This is a genomic window from Polaromonas sp., from assembly GCF_043778355.1.
Classification (GTDB): Bacteria; Pseudomonadota; Gammaproteobacteria; order Burkholderiales; family Burkholderiaceae_C; genus Polaromonas.
The window spans coordinates 1-16754 of the sequence record NZ_JAYWHI010000046.1; the positions used below are offsets into that span (position 1 = coordinate 1).

The 16754-nt window shown below is 62.3% G+C and carries 14 protein-coding genes; 3 read left to right on the forward strand and 11 right to left on the reverse strand.

The window, feature by feature from the left end:
• The 3 genes from ACH2CW_RS07640 to nirB all read right to left on the reverse strand — a co-directional run.
• The coding region (locus tag ACH2CW_RS07640) for a nitrite reductase (NAD(P)H) small subunit (RefSeq protein ID WP_395056734.1) at positions 1-274 on the reverse strand (274 nt) is incomplete at its 3' end.
• 12 nt (positions 275-286) lie between these two features.
• Positions 287-1069, reverse strand: coding sequence for a type IV pili methyl-accepting chemotaxis transducer N-terminal domain-containing protein (locus ACH2CW_RS07645; RefSeq protein WP_395056736.1), 783 nt, complete (start codon positions 1067-1069; stop codon positions 287-289).
• Between the two features lie 29 nt (positions 1070-1098).
• Positions 1099-3558, reverse strand: a complete 2460-nt coding sequence (gene nirB, locus ACH2CW_RS07650; RefSeq protein ID WP_395056738.1) for a nitrite reductase large subunit NirB — start codon at positions 3556-3558, stop codon at positions 1099-1101.
• A 360-nt stretch (positions 3559-3918) separates the two neighbouring features.
• Between nirB and ACH2CW_RS07655 the strand changes: the two genes are divergently transcribed.
• The gene (locus ACH2CW_RS07655) at positions 3919-5202 is read left to right on the forward strand and encodes a type IV pili methyl-accepting chemotaxis transducer N-terminal domain-containing protein (protein ID WP_395056740.1); all 1284 of its coding nucleotides are present in this window, start codon (positions 3919-3921) and stop codon (positions 5200-5202) included.
• Between the two features lie 66 nt (positions 5203-5268).
• The gene (locus ACH2CW_RS07660; protein WP_395056742.1) at positions 5269-7077 is read left to right on the forward strand and encodes a protein kinase; all 1809 of its coding nucleotides are present in this window, start codon (positions 5269-5271) and stop codon (positions 7075-7077) included.
• A 92-nt stretch (positions 7078-7169) separates the two neighbouring features.
• Here ACH2CW_RS07660 and ACH2CW_RS07665 read toward each other — a convergent pair whose 3' ends face one another.
• The 6 genes from ACH2CW_RS07665 to ACH2CW_RS07690 form a co-directional block, all read right to left on the reverse strand.
• Positions 7170-8285 carry a response regulator gene (locus ACH2CW_RS07665; RefSeq protein WP_395056744.1) on the reverse strand — a complete coding sequence of 372 codons (1116 nt, stop codon included), beginning with the start codon at positions 8283-8285 and terminating at the stop codon, positions 7170-7172.
• A gap of 323 nt (positions 8286-8608) precedes the next feature.
• A complete protein-coding gene (locus ACH2CW_RS07670; protein WP_395056746.1) occupies positions 8609-9823 on the reverse strand; it encodes a nitrate/nitrite transporter in 1215 nt (404 codons plus the stop codon).
• Between the two features lie 278 nt (positions 9824-10101).
• Positions 10102-10911, reverse strand: coding sequence for an ABC transporter ATP-binding protein (locus ACH2CW_RS07675; RefSeq protein WP_395056748.1), 810 nt, complete (start codon positions 10909-10911; stop codon positions 10102-10104).
• A gap of 250 nt (positions 10912-11161) precedes the next feature.
• Positions 11162-12118: a nitrate ABC transporter permease gene (gene ntrB, locus ACH2CW_RS07680; protein ID WP_395056750.1), complete on the reverse strand. Its 957-nt coding sequence runs from the start codon at positions 12116-12118 to the stop codon at positions 11162-11164.
• A gap of 15 nt (positions 12119-12133) precedes the next feature.
• A complete protein-coding gene (locus tag ACH2CW_RS07685; RefSeq protein WP_395056752.1) occupies positions 12134-13378 on the reverse strand; it encodes a CmpA/NrtA family ABC transporter substrate-binding protein in 1245 nt (414 codons plus the stop codon).
• Positions 13379-13743: 365 nt separating this feature from the next.
• Positions 13744-14376: an ANTAR domain-containing response regulator gene (locus ACH2CW_RS07690; RefSeq protein WP_395056754.1), complete on the reverse strand. Its 633-nt coding sequence runs from the start codon at positions 14374-14376 to the stop codon at positions 13744-13746.
• Between the two features lie 44 nt (positions 14377-14420).
• Here ACH2CW_RS07690 and tsaD point away from each other — a divergent pair, with 44 nt between their 5' ends.
• Entirely contained in the window at positions 14421-15458 is a 1038-nt protein-coding gene (gene tsaD / locus ACH2CW_RS07695; RefSeq protein ID WP_395056756.1) for a tRNA (adenosine(37)-N6)-threonylcarbamoyltransferase complex transferase subunit TsaD, read from the forward strand.
• 4 nt (positions 15459-15462) lie between these two features.
• On the opposite strand, the gene ACH2CW_RS07700 is transcribed toward tsaD, so the two are convergent.
• Entirely contained in the window at positions 15463-16233 is a 771-nt protein-coding gene (locus ACH2CW_RS07700; RefSeq protein WP_395056758.1) for an alpha/beta hydrolase, read from the reverse strand.
• Between the two features lie 119 nt (positions 16234-16352).
• Positions 16353-16754 carry an Hsp20/alpha crystallin family protein gene (locus ACH2CW_RS07705; protein ID WP_395056760.1) on the reverse strand — a complete coding sequence of 134 codons (402 nt, stop codon included), beginning with the start codon at positions 16752-16754 and terminating at the stop codon, positions 16353-16355.

Genomic DNA, 16754 nt, shown 5'->3' on the forward strand with positions numbered 1-16754 from the left:
ACGCAAATTTTGGGGTGCAGCCTTCGTCCGCGCCCTGGGCGCAGCCGTCGGCCAGGCCAATCGTCCAGTTGTGCAGCGGGCAGGCCACGCTGGTGCCGAACACAATGCCCTGCGACAGCGGGCCGCCCTTGTGCGGGCAGCGGTCCAGCAGCGCAAACACCTGGTCGTCCGCGTTGCGGAAGACGGCCACGGCGATGCCACGCTCCCGCGTCACCCGGCGCGCGCCCAGCACCGGGATGTCGGTGACCAGGCAGATTTTTTTCCATTCGCTCATGAGAAATCCTTTTTAGCCGAGTACACGGGCATACATGCCGGTAACGCGGTCCATGACCTGGAGCAGGTTTTCGCTGCTCACGAAAACATCGTTGGCGGCCTTGGCGCCGCTGACGCGGGCCTTCAGCGCGTTGTCGAAGAAGAGCCACTGGTTGTCGGCCAGCGCCAGTTCCTGCCGGATCTCGGCCGTCGCTTCCGGTGCATTGCGCAGCAGTTCCAGCGCTGGCACAAACTCCTCACGGGCCTTGTTGATTTCTCGCAGGCTCATGGCGCTCTCCACGTTCCAGTGGTTGGCCAGGTAGAACTGCGCCATGCGCTGCGACAACATGCGCTGACGGCCGGCGATGTTGACCAGTTTCGCGCCAGGCTTACCGGCCTGCTGCTCGAACAGGGCCGTGCCCTTGTGGGCCAGGGCCAGCACCTTGCCGGCCTGGTCGAGCACCGCCTTGGCCTTGTCCTGTGCCGGAACGGCGCCGACCAGCAGGCTTTTGTAGTCCGACCAGGCGGACTCCAGAAGCACATAGGTATCGCGGGTTTCACCGGCCGGTGCAAAGGTCTTGAGTTCGACCTGCTGCCGGTCGAACAGTGCGATGGACTGGTCCAGTACCCGGCGGGCCGACTCGGCCTGAATGCCCTGTCCCATGCCGAACCAGGCCTTGGACATGCGCTGCGACAACATGCGCTGGCGACCGGCCTTGTTGATGGCATCGCCGAGTCCGGCGACCTGTGCGTGGGCCGGCAGAAGCGCGGCCAGTGTCAAGCCGCAGAAAACGCGGCGCTGAAGGGAGTGAGTCATCGGTGTTGTCATCCTGGAGATCGCGGGCTTCAAGCGGGGAGGGCGGAAAACTGCCGGGTATCGACCGCAGCTTCCTTGAGGTCAAACCACGGGTCGGGCTCGCCGTCGAGCGCAAACTGCAACTGTTCCCAGAGCTTCTTGCGGCCCTCGTGGTCTTCGAGGATTTTTTTCTTGACGTAGTCCAGACCGACGCGGTTCACGTAGTGCACCGTGCGCTCCAGGTACCAGCCTTCCTGGCGGTACAACTCGCAGAAGGCGCCGGTGTATTCCAGTACCTCGGCGGCGGTTTTGAGCTTGGTGAAAAAGTGCGCGACTTCGGTCTTGATGCCGCCGTTGCCAGCGATGTACATCTCCCAGCCGGAATCAACACCAATGATGCCCACGTCCTTGATGCCGGACTCGGCGCAGTTGCGCGGGCAGCCTGATACTGCAAACTTGACCTTGTGCGGCGCGTACATGCGCCACATCGCACGCTCCAGGTCCTTGCCCATTTGTGTGCTGTCCTGGGTGCCCATGCGGCACCACTCGCTGCCGACACATGTTTTGACCGTGCGCAGGGCCTTGGCGTAGGCGTGGCCCGAAGGCATGCCGATGTCTTTCCAGACGTTTTGCAAATCCTCTTTTTTCACCCCCAGCAGGTCGATGCGCTGGCCGCCGGTGACCTTGACGGTCGGGATCTTGTACTTGTCCACCGCGTCGGCGATGCGGCGCAGCTCGCTGGCCGTGGTTTCGCCGCCCCACATGCGCGGAATCACGCTGTAGGTGCCGTCTTTCTGGATGTTGGCGTGGCTGCGTTCGTTGATGTAGCGGCTTTGCGGATCGTCTTTCGCTTGCTTGGGCCAGGTGCTGATCAGGTAGTAGTTGACAGCGGGGCGGCAGCTCGCGCAGCCATTGGGTGTCTTCCAGTCCATGAATTTGAAGGTATCCGCAATGGTCATCAACTTGTTGTTGCGGATCGCGTCGCGAACGGCCTGGTGCCCGTGGTCGGTGCAGCCACACATGGCCTTGAGCTTGGGCGTGGCCGAATAATCGCCGCCGGCGGTGAACATCAGGATTTGTTCGACCAGCCCGGTGCAGGAGCCGCAGCCGCCGCTGGCCTTGGTGTGTTTGCGCACCTCGTCGAGCGTGAACAGACCTTTTTCGCGAATCGCCTTGACGATGGTGCCCTTGCACACGCCGTTGCAGCCGCAGACTTCAGCGTCGTCAGCCATTGTGGCTGCCTTGTTCTGACCTTCATGGCCGGCGTCGCCGAGATTCGATTCGCCGAACATCAGTTTGTCGCGGATGCCGGCCACGCTGCGCCCGTCGCGCAGCAGCTTGAAGTAGTAGCTGCCGTCGACGGTGTCGCCGTAGAGGCAGGCGCCAATCAGTTTGTCGTCCTTGAGCACCAGCTTTTTGTAGACGCCGCCGAAGGGGTCGCTCATGACAATTTCTTCGGTGCCTTCGCCGCCCATGAATTCGCCGGCAGAAAACAGGTCAATGCCGGTCACCTTGAGCTTGGTCGAGGTCAGCGAGCCGGTGTAGCGGCCAATGCCGAACTGCGCCAGGTGATTCGCCGCCACCTTGGCCTGTTCAAACAGCGGCGCCACCAGGCCGTAGGCAATGCCGCGGTGTGCCGCGCATTCGCCGACCGAATAAATACGGGCGTCGGTCACGGTTTGCATGGTGTCGTTGACCACAATGCCCTTGTTGCAATGCAGGCGCATCGATTCAGCCAAAGCGGTGTTGGGCCGTATGCCGACGGCCATCACCACCAGATCGGTGGCCAGTTCGGTGCCGTCCTTGAATTTGATGGCCTTGACGCGCGGTAGCGTGTCAACCCCATCTTCGCGGCCGTCCGGCCCACCCACCAGCTCCTGGGTCTGCGCGCCCATCAAAAACTTCAGGCCCCGGTCTTCCAGCGACTTCTGCAGCAGCTTGCCCGCCACGCTGTCGAGCTGGCGCTCCATCAAGGTCGGCATCACATGCACCACGCTCACAGACATGCCGCGCAGCATCAGGCCGTTGGCGGCTTCCAGGCCCAGCAAGCCACCGCCGATGACCACGGCATTTTTGTATTTGACTGAGGCGTCAATCATGGCGTTGGTGTCGGCAATGTCGCGGTAGGCAATCACGCCCTGCAGGTCTTTGCCGGGAATCGGCAGGATGAAGGGATTCGAGCCGGTGCACATCAGCAGGCGGTCGTATTCTTCTTCGGTCCCGTCATCGGCACGCACGATGCGCTTGATGCGGTCCACCTCAACCACTTTCTTGCCGGCGTGCAGCGTGATGTGGTTGTCTTTGTACCAGTCCCAGCTGTTGAGCACGATCTCATCGAGCGTCTGCTCACCGGCCAGCACCGGGCTCAGCAGGATTCGGTTGTAGTTGGGATGCGGCTCGGCGCCAAAAACGGTGATGTCATAGAGATCGGGCGCGACCTTGAGCAATTCCTCGATGGTGCGGACACCGGCCATGCCATTGCCGACCATCACCAGTTTTGATTTTTTCATGCGCTCACTCCAGATTGATTCAGGGGGGTCATCGCAAGCGCCATGCCACGGGCCAGGCCAGCCATGGCGGGTGAACCGGCATGCCGGCGCTGTAAATATGAGGTTGGAACCATGATGCTCTCTCCCGTTAAACAGGGACCCGATCGTCTGATCGGCATGAGGCACACCATTACGCACGTCGTTATGCGCAGAACCCGCAGTGCTTTCGCTAAGGTTGGGCGCTCCGTTACGCCCGCGAAGGTTTACGCAAAAGTTGTGCCATATCATGGTGCGGCCACGCGGTGTTATCGTCCCGGCCAGCAACTTGGCGTGCGACTTGCGTTCCCAGCAGGCAGTTTCCCCTCTCAGAACCTGACTTTTATGACCTCCGCACTGGTGATTTTGAATGGCCCTGCCGGTCCGCATCCGCTTGCGGCTGACCTCGAAGCGGGGGGCATTGACGTCCTGGGCACCGTGTATGGATGCAGCAAACTGGTGCAGGAGGTGCTGCGCCAGGGGCCCGACGTGGTGATCTGCGATGACCCGGTGCCCGCGGAGGCGCTGTTCAGGGCGCTGGCGCTTGTTGGCGAGACCTCTCCCCGGCCAATCATTGTGTTCACCACCGATGCCGATGCCGGCCGGATCACCCGCGCCACCGAGGCAGGCATTCACGTTTATGTGGTCAAGGGGTATGAGCAGCAGCGTTTGCGGCCACTGGTCCATCTGGCGCAGGCGCGCTTCAAGCGTGAGCAGGCGCTGCGTGAGGAAATGCGTGACATCGCTGGCCGGCTGGAAGAGCGCAAGGTGGTGGACCGCGCCAAGGGCATCCTGATGCGGGCCAGAGAGGTGTCTGACGACGATGCCTTCAAGATGCTGCGCACGGCGTCCATGCACAGCAACCAGCGCCTGGGCCAGGTGTCGGAACACATCATTCATTCGGCGCGTTTTGCGGAAGATGTGAACCGCTCCGGCCAGTTGCGCATGTTGTCCCAGCGGCTGGTCAAGGGGGTGTTGCTGCAACTGGCGGGCGTGCAGCCCGAGCAGGTGCAACTGTGGCTGCAAGACTCGGTCGTGCGCATCGATGCCAACCTGGCAGCGCTGGAGAAGAGTCTGTCCCAGCCGACCTTTGGTGACCTGCTGGCGCAGATTCAGCGCACCTGGTCACAGCTCAAGCCCTTGCTGCAGGGCACACCGGCAGCCGGCCACATGCTGCAATTGGACGCACTGGCCGAACAGTTGCTGCAGCAGGCCGAGCGCCTGACCGGCAGCCTGGAAAGCGCGGGCGCCATGCCGCCGCTGCAGGTGCTCAACCTGGCCGGACGCCAGCGCATGTTGAGCCAGCGTTTTGCGAAATTCGCGCTGGCCGGGATACTGGGCGCGCGGGCCGGCATGGCGCCGGACCCGCAGGGCCTGGACGAAGCCAGCGCGGCCTTTGAGGAGGCGCTGGCTTACCTGAACACCATCCCGCTGAGCAGCAAGGACATTCGCGCATTGCTGGAAGCTGCCGCCGTGAGTTGGGCACAGATGCTGGCCGGCAGTGCGCCCGCCGGACTGGCCAGGCCGCCGGACCTGGCGCGTGTGGCCACAGCCAGTGAAGAGCTGCTCGATATCTTCGACAAGCTGTCGGTGCACTACGGGCGCAGCATGCAAATGCTGGTGGGCTGATGGGCCGCATGGGTCGTTTTGCTGCAGTGCACCAAGTTTGGGCGCGAAACTTGCTTGCTTTGGTGCATGGCTTTTGACATAGACATCGGGTTCGCATCGCTCGCCGGCCGCAAGGACGTCAATGAGGACTTCTGCGCCGCCATGCTGCCGGAGCCGGGCCAGCAGGGCATGGGCTCCATCGTGGCGATTGCCGACGGCGTCAGCACCGGCGGCATGGGCAAGGAAGCGGCTCAAACCACTGTGACCAGCCTGGTACGCGACTATTACGGCACCCCAGAAACCTGGGACACCACGGTGGCGCTGGACCGCATCATCGGCGCGCAGAACGCCTGGCTGGCCGGATTGAACCGGCGCCGCCACCCGGCGCTGGGACTGACCACGCTGACGGCCCTGGTGCTGCGCGGCCAGTCTTACGCGCTGGCGCATGTGGGCGACACCCGCGCCTATCTGCTGCGCGAAGGCCGCATGACGCAACTGACCACCGACCATGTGATGGACCACCCCGACCTGCGGCACCAGTTGCTGCGCTGCGTCGGGGCGGAAGACCGGCTGGTGATGGACTACACGCAGGGCGACCTGCAGGTGGGTGATGTGTTTGTGCTGTTGTCTGACGGCGTGCACAACGTCATGTCGGACAAAAAGCTCCAGGCGCTGGTCAGCGCCGACGCGCCGCCGAACCTGGAAGGGCAGGCGCAACGCATCAGCCGCCAGATGGTGGACGCCGCGATGGCGGCCGGTACAGCCGACAACGCCACCGCGCTGGTGGTGCGCGTGCTGGGCTTGCTCGACGCCACGCTGGACGATGAAAGCCGGCGCGCGCTGACCTTGCCCGTGCCCGGCAGGCTCAAGGTCGGCGACAGCCTGGACGGCCTGACCGTGACGGCGCCGGTGGCCGATAACGGCATCAACGTGCTTTACCAGGTCAGGTGGAATGGCCCCGTTACCGGCGCTGCTGCGGCCGCACAGGTCCCCAGCGGCAAGCTGTACGCCCTGAAAACCCTGCACCCCGCGCGCGCGCATGACCCGCAGGAGCGCGCGATGCTGGCGCACGAAGCCTGGCTGGCCAGGCGCATGGGTTCATCCCGCGTGGCCGACCATCTGGTGCATCTGCATGAGCGGCTGCCTGGTGGCGGTGAGCCGGGCGCGTTTTACCTGCTGTATGACTGGCATGCGGGCGAGACCCTGCAGCAGATGCTGGACCGCAAACACCGCTTCAGCCTGCCCCAGGTGCTGGCGCTGGCCACGCAGGCGGTCACGGCGCTGGGTTTGCTCCATCGCCAGCACGTGATCCACCGCGACATCAAACCGGCCAACCTGCACCAGGGGGAAGACGGTGTACTTCGGGTGCTGGACCTGGGGGTAGCATTGACCGGGCGCGAGCCCGAGGCCATGCGCAAGCTGCACGCCGGCACACCGAGCTACATCAACCCCGAGCAGTGGGGCTTCAGCAGCCGGGCAGCGGCGGCGGGCAAGGACGGCCCGGAAGAAATGCCCGACGCACGAAGCGACCTGTTTGCACTGGGCGTCAGCCTCTACCAGTTGTTGACCGGCAAGTTGCCCTACGGTGAGGTGCTGCCGTACCAGGCGGGCCGTTATTACCGCGACCCCACGGCCCCCAGCCGGCACAACCCGGAAGTGCCGATCTGGCTCGACCATGTGGTGCTCAAGGCAGTGGCCCGCGACAAACGCCAGCGTTTTGAAACGGCCGAGGAGTTCTTGCTGGCGATTGAACGCGGCGCCTCGCGCTTCCTGACGGCGCCCGCCGCAACCCCCCTGATCCAGCGCGACCCGGTGGCGCTGTGGAAGATCGGTCTGGCGCTGTCGGTGCTGCTCAACCTGCTGCTGGTGGTCTGGCTGCTGTTTTTGCCCACCTGAGCGCGTTGGTGATTTTGTCGGCATTCAGGACCATTTTTGACCCCAGCCCATGCTGGATGGTCCTGAACAGCTATTGATTTTGTAGCAATGATTTAGGCCGACAGACCCAGCAACTCGATGCCGTCGAGCGCAACAGTGCGTTCCTGCAGGGAAAAACGCTTGCGCCGGCCAATCTTGACTGCGCCGGCCACCTCGCGCAGCAAGGTGGCGCTGGCGGCAATTTTCCAGCCCACCTTGTTGGCTTCCTTTTGCAGCAACATGCTGGCGCTGACGGTGTCGCCCACCGGCAGGATCTGGGATTTTCCGCGCAGCGCGTCCTGCAGTTTGGCCAGCGTCACGGAGCCGCTGTTCAGGCCCACGCTGACTTCAAAAAGCGGCAGCGCCCGACCGGGGAAATGGCTGGCCAGAAAGCCCTGCACGCGCTGGGCCGAGGTGATCAGGCCCAAAGCGGCTTTGGTGGCACGCAGGCCATTGTTGACGGTGTCGGTGTCTGTGCTGTCCACAAACACCGCCAGCAGGCCTTCGCCGACAAACTGCATGTGGAAGGCGCCAAACAGGTAAACCGTGTCGCCGGCGTTGTTGTAGAACTGGCGCACCACCTCGCTGAGCTCGGTGCTCGACAGCTTCTCGGCCAGCGCCGGGAAGTTGACGACATCGACAAACAGCACGGTGGCGCTGGCAAATACCTGATCCTGCACCATGGCGTCAGCGGAAGGCCATTTCTCGCTGAGCTCGGCCAGCAGTTTTTCTTCGTACAGGCGACTCAGCCGCTTTTTCTGCTCGTGCAGGGCGGCGTCTATCGCGGTGCCGACCGCCTGCGCCTGCGCGGTCTGGCGCATCAGGTGTTTGTTGAGCTGGGTGGCAACGGCATCGCGCAACTCATCAAAAACCAGCGGCTTGGTCAGGTAGTCGTCGGCCCCGCTGGACATGCCGCTGCGCATGTGTTCACGCTCCTGCAGCGAGGTCAGCAAGATGACGGGTGTCGCCTGAATGGACGGATCCGCGCGCAGGGCCTGCAGCATGGAAAACCCGTCCATCACCGGCATGTTGACATCGCTGACGATCAGATCCGGACGGTAGTCACGCACCAGTGCAAGTCCCTCGGCGCCGTTTTCCGCCTCCATCACCTCATAACCTTCGAAGCGCAGCGCCGCAGCGATCAGCGTGCGGATCGTTTCGTCATCGTCAATTGCCACAATCATGGCCATCTTTTTATTCCATTAAGCAGTGAACGCAGGTTTTGAGCTTACCAGCGCTTTGTGCCTGTTTCTGGATAAGTCCTGATGCTGCCCCGGCGGATCCAAACCGGTTCGCAAGGCGGTGCCGGTTAGCTATCAAGTTGATAGCTTGTTAGCCATGGTGGGTATGGGCGAAGTGCCGAAAACATGCTGAATCTGCGCCGATCACGCACTGCGTGCGCGGCACGGGGACCCTTTTAGCTTCGGCCCCGCTGCGCTTAACTTTTCTGCGAAAAGTTAGCCTGCACTGAAAGGGAGGCCAGGCGCTGCCAGCGCCTTATCGGCTGCGCCGATCACGCACTGCGTGCGCGGCCTCCCTTTTCAGCCCAGGTGCGGGTCCAGCGGATCTGCATGACCCTGAGCATCACCAGCATGCCCACGGACAGCGCTGCAAAGAAGAAAAATCCCCACATGTAGCTGCCGGCATATTGTTTGGACAGGCCCATGGCGTTGGGCACCAGGCCGCCGCCCAGGGCACCGATCTCGCCGATCATGGAGCCGGCCACTGCTGTGGCCAGCGGCCAGCGCAGCGGCACCAGTTGAAACAGCGCGCCGTTTCCAGCCCCCAGCGCTGCAAAACACAGCATCACCAGCAGCGTGGTGCCGACCAGCGAACTGCCGGCCAGACCGCACAGCACCAGCGTGACGGCGATGGTCAGCAGCACCACGCTCAGTGTGTTCACGCCGCCCCAGCGGTCCGAGATCCAGCCGCCGAAAATCCGCAGCGCGGCGCCCATGAAAGCCGCCAGCATGGACAACTGCCCGGCTTGCACCTTGCTCACGCCAAACTGGTCGTAGTAGTACGAGGGCAAAAAGGTGGCCAGGCCGATGAAACCGCCAAAAGTCACGGCGTAGATCAGGCTGAAGGCCCAGCCGTCTTTTTCGAACAGGCAAGCCACGTGTTCGCGCAGCGTGGCGTGGCTGTCCACGTCGTCAGGCTCTTTCGCGAAGAGGATCATGGCGATCAGCGGCAGCAGCATGGCAATGGCTGCGATGCCGTAGACCGACTGCCAGCCAAAACGCTGCGCCAGTGCCGGCGCAATCAGGACCGACACGGCGGTGCCGACGTTGCCGGCACCCACCAGGCCCATGGCCAGGCCTTTGTAGCGCGCCGGGAAGGAGCCCGAGCCCAGGCTGAGCGCCACACCAAAACTGGCGCCGGCGATGCCCAGCAACACTCCCATGGCCAGCAGGCTGCTGTAGGAGTCCACAAAAAAATAACCGAACAACAGCGCCACCATGATCAGGCCCATTTCGACCAGCGTGGCGTTTTTGCGGCCGATGTACTGGGCCAGCACCCCGAGCGGAAAACGCATGAGTGCGCCGGCAAAAATCGGCACCGACAGCATCACCCCTTTTTGGGTGGGTGACAGGTTGTAGGTCTCCGAGATGAAGGGCGCCATGGCCCCGTTCATGACCCAGATGCAGCAGGAAAACGCAAAGTAGAAGAACGCAGCGCCCAATGTGGGCGCGTGGCCTGCTTTTAGAAAAGTACGGAACCCGGACATGGTGCAAACGCTTTCTGTGAAGATGGTCTATTCACGGAATCAGTGCGAGAAACGTGCCACCTTGGGGCATGCAAAAGTGCACCCTTGCGGAGCAATTTGATTAAGCAGGCGCGTTTCCAGGCGGTCGACGCACGCTTTGTGGGCGTCTGCCCGCTAGATCAGCGGGGTCATTCACATTTTTGCCCGCACGATCTCGCCGTTGACATAACTGGACGTGCAGTGCCGCACAGAGCTCAAAGTACCCCGGTCGCAGTAATATTTATCGCGTGACGCAGGCCTCAGGCCGCTTTTTCCACATGCCCCTGGCGGGTGTAGAGGAAATCGATCACGGCTTTTCGATAACCGAGATAACGGATGTCCTCGGCCAGCGCCACACGCGAACGTGGCCTCGGCAGATCGACACTCAGCACCTCGCCGATAGTCGCCGAGGGGCCATTGGTCATCATCACAATCCGGTCGGACAGCAGCACCGCCTCATCCACGTCGTGTGTGACCATGACGACCGTGCTCTGCGTGGTGGCGACGATCTGCAGCAGTTCGTCCTGCAGCTTGGCGCGGGTCAGCGCGTCGAGCGCACCGAAAGGCTCGTCGAGCAGCAGCACCTTGGGCTCCATACACAGCGCGCGGGCAATGCCGACCCGCTGCTTCATGCCACCTGAAATTTCGCCAGGACGTTTTTGCGCAGCCGGGGTCAAACCGACCATGGCCAGGGCCGCTTCAGTGCGGGACTTGAGCTGGGACCGGTTTTCTGTGGCGCCGAAAACGCGTTCGACGGCGAGGTAGACGTTTTCATGGCAGGTCAACCAGGGCAGCAGCGAATGGTTCTGGAACACCACTGCGCGTTCGGGGCCTGGGCCTGCGATTTCACGGTTGGCGCAGAGCAGTGCGCCCTGGGTGGGGGTGGTCAGCCCGGCGATCAGATTGAGCAGCGTGGATTTGCCGCAGCCCGAGTGGCCAATGAGCGTGACAAACTCACCCTTGGCGACGGTGAGGTTGACATTTTTCAAAGCACAGAACGGTCCTTTTTTTGTTTTGAAGGTTTGTTCGACGCCCTGGACTTCGATGTACTTTGTGGTCAGTGAGCTCATGGGGTGTTCCTTTTTTGGTTCATGTGGCTCACGTTGCTGCCTCCCCTGGGTTGAAGATGGCTGGGGGCAATAAGGTGTCGGCAGCCGAAGCCGTTCGCCGGGGCGCTGATCCCCGTGCCGGGGCCCCTCATCGCGCCGCTCACGTCGCTACCTCCTAACGGTCGCGGGTGATTTGAGGCGGGAAGGTGTCGGTAGCCGAAGCCGTTCGCCGGGGCGCTGATCCCCGTGCCGGGGCCCCTCATCGCGCCGCTCACGTCTTCACCTCCTCAAAAGTGAATGCGGTTGCCAGCTTGATCAGTGCAAATTCCAGCAACAGCCCCACAATGCCGATGACAAAAATCGCGATGATAATGTTTTTCACGTTGAGGTTGTTCCACTCGTCCCAGACCCAGAAGCCGATACCGACGCCGCCGGTCAGCATCTCGGCGGCCACGATCACCAGCCAGGCGGTGCCGACGGCCAGGCGCACGCCGGTGAGCATGTAAGGGAGTACGGCAGGAAACAGAATCTTGGTGATGATCTTCCACTCGCTGAGGTTGAGCACGCGCGCCACGTTCATGTAATCCTGAGGCACCCGCTGCACGCCGACCGCCGTGTTGATGATCATGGGCCAGATCGAGCAGATGAAAATCGTCCAGATCGCGGCCGGGTTGGCGCCCTTGAACACCAGCAGGCCGATGGGCAGCCAGGCCAGTGGCGACACCGGACGCAGCAGGCTGATCAGCGGGTTGAACATGCGCGAGAGAAATTCAAAACGGCCAATCATGAAACCCACCGGAATACCCACCACGGCCGCCATGCCGAAGCCGAAGGCCACACGCTGAAGTGAGCTCAGGACGTTCCAGCCCACGCCCTGGTCATTGGGGCCCTTGCTGTAGAACGGGTCGCTGAACAGCACAACCGCCTGTTTCCAGGTGTCCAGAGGCGAAGGGATGCTGCGGGCCGTGCCGACAGACACCAGCTCCCACACGCCGACCAGCAGGGCCAATCCGAGCAGGGGCGGAAGAAACGCCATCCAGACGCCGCGCCAGTCGACAGGTGTTTTGCTGGTACCGGGCTGGCTCGCAGCAGCCGGGCTGTTCATGGCAGCAACCCCTGCTGCGCTTGCAGCGACAGTATGGGTAGCGGGCTTGACCATGCCCGGCGTCAGAGTCGACGAGGCAACGGGAGCCTCGTCGAAGGGGGTGTGAAAAACAGCGCTGACCATGGTGCGTTCTCCCGTTCAGACTTTGATCTTGAAACCGTCGGCGTACTTTTTCGGGTCTTTGCCGTCCCAGACCACCCCGTCGATCATCTTGCTGCTGCGCATGACTTCTTTGGGAATACTGGCCTTGGCGGCGGTGGCAGCCTGCTTGTAAATATCGATCTGGTTGATCTGTTTGGCCACGGCCAGGTAGTCCGGATGCTCCTTGAGCAGGCCCCAACGCTTGTGCTGGGTCAAAAACCACATGCCGTCGGACAGATAAGGGAAGCTCACCGCGCCGTCGTTGTAGAACTTCATGTGGTTCGGGTCGTCCCAGGTTTTTCCGAGGCCGTTCTGGTAGCGGCCGAGGATGCGCTGGTTGATCACGTCGACACTGGTGTTCACATAAGACTTGTCGGCCACGGTCTCGGCCATCTTGTTCTTGTTGCCCAGACTGGCATCTATCCATTTGCCGGCTTCAATGATGGCGGCGGTCACGGCGCGCGCGGTGTTCGGATTCTTCTTGACGAAATCGGCGGTGGTGCCCAACACTTTTTCAGGGTGATCTTTCCAGATGTCCTGGGTGGTGGCGGCCGTGATGCCGATGCCGTCGGCGATGGCGCGGTGGCCCCAGGGCTCGCCGACGCAATAACCATCCATGTTGCCGACGCGCATATTGGCCACCATCTGTGGTGGCGGCACGGTGATGACTTTCACGTCTTTCATCGGGTTCACGCCGACGCTGGCCAGCCAGTAGTACAGCCACATGGCGTGTGTGCCCGTCGGGAAGGTCTGGGCATAGGTGTATTCGCGCTTTTCGGCGGCCATCACCTTGGCCAGCGACGCAGCGTCCACCGCACCCTTGTCAGCGAGTTTTTTGCTCAGTGTGATGGCCTGGCCGTTCTGGTTCAGCGTCATCAGCACCGCCATGTCCTTCTTGGGGCCCGAGGTGCCCAGGTGCACGCCGTAAATCAGGCCGTACAGCGAATGCGCCATGTCCAGCTCACCGCTGACCAGCTTGTCGCGCACGCCGGCCCAGCTGGCCTCCTTGGTCGGGATGATGGTGACGCCGTATTTTTTGTCGATGCCCAGTACCGATGCCATGACCACGGACGCGCAGTCTGTCAGTGGAATGAAACCGATCTTGACTTCCTTCTTTTCCGGGGCGTCCGATCCCTGGGCATAGACCACCGCGCGCAAGGCCGGACTGATGCCCGCAGCGCCGACGGCGGCGGCCTGCAACACGGTACGACGGGTCAGTGAAGATTTCAGCAGTTCGGTCATGGTCGGGGCTCCAGAAGTGAAAACAAAAAGTGAAAACCGGGGCAAAAAACAAAAAAGGCGCTCGACCCGAACAAGCACAAGACATGTGATTGCAGGGTGCGAACGCCTTTGTTCATGGAGGCAAACCGCTTCGCCGTTGAAGTGGACTGCCTGTTGCCTAAGCACTGAGCAAAACCTGTGCCAGTGCCTGTTCCTAACAATTCTCTTTCCGTTTGATTACAAAATAGGCCTGCAGCCCATATCCAGAGGTCGTTAACAGCTATCAAATTTATAGCTGCTTTAGCTGCGCCTTTGGGGGAGAGGCAGACTTTGCAGTGCTGCACTCATATTGTGCGCCGCACCATTTCGGCGTGAGGCGTGCCGTTTCAGCCCAGCAAGTCCGCAGCGTCCAGCATGCGCTGCGCAACCTCACCCAGGCGCAGGCCCTTGTCCATCGCGGCCTTGCGCAGCTTGTCGTAGGCTGCTTTTTCAGTGAGGTTTTGCCTTTGCATAAGCAGGCCTTTGGCGCGGTCTATGATTTTGCGGTCCTGCAGTTCGGTCCTGACGTCGGCGAGTTCGCGCCGCAATCCCTGCTCATGTTCGAAGCGCGCCATGGCCACATCAAGAATCGGGCGGATTCGTTCCGGCGACAAACCGGCCACGATGTAAGCGGATACACCCGCTGCGACCGCATCTTTCACGTGACTGGTGTCGTTGTCGTTGGTAAACAGCACAATCGGGCGCCGTGCGTCGCGGGTGGCCATCACCACATGCTCCAGCGAATCGCGTGCCTCGCTTTCTGCGTCCACGATGATCATGTCGGGTTGCAACTGGGCCAGCCGCTCATAAAGAAAGGTGTCGGCGGGCAGCACAGCCACGACGTTGTAGCCGTTTTCCAGCAGGCCGATGCGCAACTGCCGCGAGCGTTCGGCCTGGGCTCTGGCATGGCTGTCCGTGCTGATGCCTTCCAGCAAATCCGGAGCAATGATGACCAGGCGCAGGGACTGGGAAGGAGTCATGGCTGCTGAGCTGCAAGATTTGAGCCAAACCTTACACTCGGAACATGATTGTTTTGGGAATTGAGTCCAGTTGTGATGAAACCGGCGTGGCGCTGGTGGACAGCGCTGGCGCAGGAGTGCCGCGCTTGCTCTCACACGCTTTGCACAGCCAGATTGCCATGCACCAGGCCTATGGCGGTGTGGTTCCGGAACTGGCCAGCCGGGACCACATCCGGCGCGTGTTGCCATTGACTGAACAGGTGTTGGCCGATGCAGGGCAAACATTGAAGGATATTGATGTGGTGGCGTTCACGCGCGGACCGGGTCTTGCCGGTGCGCTGCTGGTGGGCGCGGGTGTGGCGTGCTCGCTGGCGGCTGCGCTGGGCAAGCCGGTGCTCGGGGTGCATCACCTCGAAGGCCACCTGCTGTCGCCTTTTCTCAGTGCCGATCCGCCTGAATTCGCCTTTGTGGCCCTGCTGGTCTCGGGTGGTCACACCCAATTGATGCGGGTGGACCGGGTTGGCAGTTACGAATTACTCGGCGAGACCATTGACGATGCGGCCGGCGAGGCTTTTGACAAGTCTGCGAAATTGCTTGGCCTGCCTTATCCGGGCGGCCCGCATCTGGCCCGGCTGGCCCTGGGCGGCGACGCCCAGGCGTTCAAACTGCCCCGGCCCTTGCTGCACAGCGGCGATCTTGATTTCTCCTTCTCGGGGCTGAAAACCGCGGTGTTGACGCAAGCAAAAAAACTGGGCCCGGTCATCAGCGAAAAAGACCAGGCTGATCTGGCCGCCTCGACGCAGGCGGCGATTGTCGAGGTGCTCGTCAAAAAATCGCTGAAGGCGCTGGCGCAGACCGGTCTGAAGCGACTGGTGGTCGCCGGCGGCGTGGGCGCCAACACGCTGCTGCGTGAGCAGCTCAATGCCGCCTGCGGCCAGCGCGGAATCAGGGTGCACTATCCGGAGCTGAACCTGTGTACCGACAACGGCGCGATGATTGCCCTGGCGGCCGGCATGCGTTTGCAGGCCGGCATGGCGCAAGCCAACACAGCCTATAGCTTTGATGTCAAACCGCGCTGGCCGCTGGGCTTGCTGCCCGCCTGAAACATCACGGACAGGTGGGCAAGGGCAGGGTGGCCAACACCTGTTGCCAGAGGCGCCGCCAGGGCGCCCAGTCGTGCCCGCCGGGGGTGGTGAACACGCGCTGAGGCGGCAGGGTGGCTGCGAGCAGGCGGTGGCTGTCGGCGAAACGGTCTTCCGTGCCATAAGCCAGGTAGAGCGCCGGCGAGCCGGAACCCGCCGGCAACTTCGCCTGGGTCTGCAGCCAGCGCCAGAGCCGCGTGTCAGCCTGTTCCGGCGGCAGGGGGCCGGTGGGCGCCTGCCAGGCAAGCAGGCCGCCAGCCGCTGCAATCTTGTGGGTCAGTTCGCGCTCGCCCAAATAGGGTGCCACAGCGACGATGCCGGTCACCCCGCCGGGCATCTGCTCCTCGTGGATCAGCGCACCGAAACCACCGACCGAAATGCCGACCAGCCAGATCGCCCGGTACCCGGCAGCCCGTGCCGGCACCAGTACATCGGCCTCCAGGCGGTCGATGACGCTGCGCTGCGTGTAATACGCCATGTGTGCGTCCGCCATCACGATGTCGGCGCCAATGCGCCGCTGCCGCACTTCCTGCACAAAACCCTCGCGAACGAACTCGTCAATGCTTGAATAAGCGCCCGGCAGGAACACCAGCAGGGTGTCGGCTTTTGCGCTGCAGCTTGATCGGTACACGTCGGTCGCAAGGGGCACCGTGGCTGGCCGCAGAAAGCTGCAACCCGATACCAGCAGCAGCCCGGCGCAAAGGGCGGGCAGGAAGACACGTGAAGAAAAGGTCATGCCCCCATTCTGCGGCGATACGGGCCGCCCTGCCGGTAAATTTTTGTTTGTCAATGACAAGGCCGCCTCATGGGCGGCCTTGTCGGAGGAAAGCTCAGCGGTGGCTGCCGCTTATCCCATCAGTTGATCGCAAGCTGGGCCACATTGCTGACCGGAATTTTCTTGGCCAGGGACAGGGTCAACACGCCGTTTTCAAGCTTGGCCGTGCTGGCTGCAGTGTCGATCTCCAGTGGAAAACGGTAGGCGGCTTTGACTGTCCGGGGCGCTTCAGCCTTGCTGCTGATGCGGACCACATCGCCCTCGATGCCGATGTCCAGTTGCTCCTTGGCCAGCCCCGGCACATCGAGTTGCAGTGAATAGGCTTTTTCGCCATCTTCTACCGTGGCAGCCTGGGTGCCGCGCGCACCGGACAAGGCGCCCAGCGTGTCGTCCAGGAATCTGTCGAGCGCGCCGTTGCTGATCAGCGCCGGACTGTGGCGCTGGAAGCGGGAAGCAGGGCGAGTTGCGAGTGAGTAGAACAT